The sequence below is a fragment of the Treponema sp. R6D11 genome (assembly GCF_054786075.1).
The window spans coordinates 1-1768 of record NZ_BDHD01000276.1 but is presented as its reverse complement, the minus strand read 5'-3'; the positions used below and the strand labels follow the sequence as shown (position 1 = coordinate 1768).

Genomic DNA, 1768 nt, shown 5'->3' with positions numbered 1-1768 from the left:
CAGTCAAAATCCTTCTTTGAAAAAATGCTTGCCTTTGCCGAAGAAATCGGCATGAAAGGATTAGGCTATATTTCCGTTATGGAAGACGGCAGTTTAAAAGGACCGATAGTCAAATTCCTTTCCGAAGAAAAACAAAACATTCTCAGAAAAGACTTGGGGCTTAAAATAAATGACACCCTGTTTTTTATCGCGGACGCGCCGTCAAAGGTAAATACTCTTGCAGGGCAGATTCGCACTGCGTTGGGTAATCAGCTTAATCTTATCAATAAAGAAAAGTTCGAATTTTGCTTTATTGTTGATTTCCCCATGTACGGCAAAAACGAGGAAACAGGCGCAATCGAATTTACCCACAATCCGTTTTCCATGCCGCAAGGCGGACTTGAAGCTCTTGAAACAAAGAACCCCCTCGACATTCTGGCATGGCAGTACGACATTGTTTGCAATGGAGTAGAACTTTCTTCCGGCGCAGTCCGTAATCATCTGCCGGAAGTAATGGTAAAAGCCTTTGAAATTGCGGGATACAATAAGACCGATATTGAGAAAAAATTCCCAGCCCTCTACAACGCATTTCACTACGGCGCGCCGCCCCACGCTGGCATGGCTCCCGGCATAGACAGAATTATCATGCTTTTGGCGGAAGAAGAAAATATCCGCGAAGTGGTCGCCTTTCCCATGAACAGTTCCGCCCAAGACCCTCTTATGAACGCCCCCTGCGAAGTTACAGAACAGCAACTCCGCGAAGTACATGTAAAGATTAGGCAGTCTAAATAGCCGAAAAATCTACTTTTCCCCGAACAATACCCCCTTAATCCTACTTTGTGTTCTTTGTGAGAAATTTTTCGAAAAAACACTTGACAAAAAATCCCTTTTTTTGTAATATTCAAAAGGATAAACAAAGGCGTTTATAGGTAGGGGCTTTATGGCTTCTTGCCGATAAGCGCCTTTTTTATTAACTAATTTTTAAGAAATTTATTATTGGAGGAAATTGAAATGAAAGACATTCCCGCTTTATTTGGAAGTATGGTCTTTAATGAAACTGTCATGAGAGACAGGCTTCCCAAGGATGTTTTTAAGGCATTGAAAAAAACAATGTCAAAAGGTACGCATCTGGAGCTTGATATCGCCAATGTTGTCGCCAATGCGATGAAAAACTGGGCGGTTGAGCACGGCGCAACCCACTTTACGCACTGGTTCCAGCCCATGACCGGCACAACGGCGGAAAAGCACGACAGCTTTATCTCGCCCATAGGCGACGGAAAAATCATCATGGAGTTTTCGGGCAAAGAGCTTGTCCGCGGAGAACCGGACGCTTCCAGCTTCCCGTCAGGCGGCATACGCGCCACCTTTGAAGCAAGGGGCTACACTGTTTGGGACGTAACTTCTTTTGCGTTTATCAAGGACGGGACTTTGTGTATCCCAACGGCGTTTTGTTCGTATTCAGGCGAAGCTCTTGATAAAAAGACTCCCCTGCTCCGTTCAATGGAAGCAATCGACAAACAGGCAATCCGCATACTCAGGCTTTTCGGCGACACAACGGCGCAACGTGTTCTTACAACAGTCGGTCCTGAGCAGGAATATTTCCTTATCGACAAAGAGATTTATCTTAAACGCCCTGATTTAATCTACACAGGAAGAACCCTGTTCGGCGCAAAACCGCCAAAGGGTCAGGAGCTTGAGGATCATTATTTTGGAACCATTAAACCGCGCGTATCCGCTTTTATGAAGGAGCTTGACGAAGAACTTTGGAAGCTCGGAGTAAACGCAAAAA

At 44.8% G+C, this 1768-nt stretch carries 2 protein-coding genes; both read left to right on the top strand.

Annotated features, from left to right (window positions below; all coding sequences use genetic code 11):
• Positions 1-771, top strand: a 771-nt coding sequence (locus tag ACYVTD_RS12235; protein WP_461248036.1) for an amino acid--tRNA ligase-related protein, incomplete at its 5' end; no start/stop codon positions are given.
• A 219-nt stretch (positions 772-990) separates the two neighbouring features.
• The coding region (locus ACYVTD_RS12230; RefSeq protein ID WP_461248035.1) for a glutamine synthetase III at positions 991-1768 on the top strand (778 nt) is incomplete at its 3' end.